This window comes from bacterium, assembly GCA_040755795.1.
In the GTDB taxonomy this organism is placed as follows: Bacteria; UBA9089; CG2-30-40-21; order CG2-30-40-21; family SBAY01; genus JBFLXS01.
This window is the reverse complement of sequence record JBFLXS010000617.1, coordinates 1-1,735: the sequence shown is the minus strand read 5'-3', so window position 1 is coordinate 1,735 and position 1,735 is coordinate 1. Positions and strand designations below refer to the sequence as shown.

Annotated in this window: 2 protein-coding genes; both read right to left on the bottom strand. The window is 36.0% G+C overall.

What is annotated here, in order from left to right; all coding sequences use genetic code 11:
• Positions 1-9 precede the first annotated feature (9 nt).
• Positions 10-201: a GxxExxY protein gene (locus AB1414_20270; protein ID MEW6609750.1), complete on the bottom strand. Its 192-nt coding sequence runs from the start codon at positions 199-201 to the stop codon at positions 10-12.
• Between the two features lie 83 nt (positions 202-284).
• Entirely contained in the window at positions 285-1,388 is a 1,104-nt protein-coding gene (locus AB1414_20265) for a hypothetical protein (protein ID MEW6609749.1), read from the bottom strand.
• Positions 1,389-1,735 lie beyond the last annotated feature (347 nt).

Genomic DNA, 1,735 nt, shown 5'->3' with positions numbered 1-1,735 from the left:
GAGAAAAAATTAAAATCTCTTGGCTATACGCTTAATTCCATCTCTTAGAACAGAAACATTAAAACAATCTAACTTAAATCCTTTATATATTACAGGTAATTCAACTTGTCTTTTGAAAGCTAACCCCACCATAGATAGTTCATAACATAAACACTCTTCATATGCAGATTCTAATAGACCTGGACCTAATGTCTTATGTATTTCAATTGCTGCACCAATAATTTTTCTGTTATCTGATTTATTTCCATGTTTTCTCTGTTCCTCTGCGTCTCTGCGGTGAATAGTTACCCTTTTCTTTTATATGGGAAAATGGTCAGCCGTGCCCCAAAGTAGCCGATTACAGAAAATCCATCTTTTGTTTTTATAAAACCTAAATCAAATCCTATAAATCGCTCAATAGAGGTGTTTATGACTAAAGTAGAACCAGAATCAAGTGGGCTAAAACCTTCGATATTAATCCGACGGTTAAAAAGTTTTGTTTCAAAGCCAAATATAAGTGTTTTATTGGAGGTTACCGTTAGATACTTTGATAACGGATTTACCAATTTTCCGATTTCACCAGACATCATACCTAAATGATATTTTTTGTTTTTGAATTCTTTACTAAAGATAAGATATGGGAATCCAAATCTATCTGACTTACCTGAGAATTCACCACCCATTTGAGCTGGAGTAGATGCCGCCCCCTGAAGGACTAAAAACCACTCATACCCACATCCAACATTGGGGATTTGTGTTTTCTCTTTCAGCAAAGAGTATTTAAAATCAGCGGATAAAAATAAAAATTTAATTGGTTCAAAAAGTCCACTATCTTTTTTCTTTCCTTCATCATACTTATATTTATACCATAATTCCCCAATATAATAAGCAATTAAAAAATCTGTATTAAATCCTAATTTATCATCCCTTCTATAAGCCGTGGGGATGAGCATCAATCCTGTATCTAAAAGAGTAGCTGTGCCAGGTTCAGCCGTTACCGTTCCAATAGTCAAAGTGCCGGATAAAGGTGCAGTTGTTTGAGTCCCTGCAGACAAACTTATTGTTGCTGTTATAATTTCTTGGGTCGAACTACCTACTGGCGTTCGTGTGCCACTATCAAGACCTGTTGTTCCCACAACTTCTATGGTTGTTACAGTCCCTTTGAGTTCTTGAGATTCTAATGTGGTGGTGGTGGTTACCTCTGGAGATGAGGTAATTTCAGGCTGACCGGGGAGATTTACATCTTCTTCTTGTATGGTTGGTGTGCCCGTCTGAATTGTCTCCGTCCCTATCAACACACTAATTTCCTCTTCTTCTTCTTTCAATGGCATCTTCTCATCTAATTCTTGACAAAAAGATACCCCTGCCATTGAAATAAAAAGGCATAAACATAAAATTTTATGAAACATATTATATATTTTACACCTTAATTATCACTTTGTCAACAAACTTTTGCACAAAAATCTGCAATTCAGACAGTAGACCATAGACATTAGACTTAAAGGAAGGAAATGTCCAGAAATTAGGAACCAATGAATATGAAGAGTTGTGGACAAAGAGTCAGGAGAGTTTGAGTGTTCATTCGTGGTTATATATTCCCTCTGTGTTCTCTGTGGCTCTGTGGCTATATCAGGGCAAACGCATCTAAATTCCACAATCAACTGTAGTTTATGATTTTACCAGCAGTTATAAAGCATTTAGAGCCTCCAGCCTTAAAAATGTGTTCACTCTTCTGATTTAATCAGCTTTTACGGTT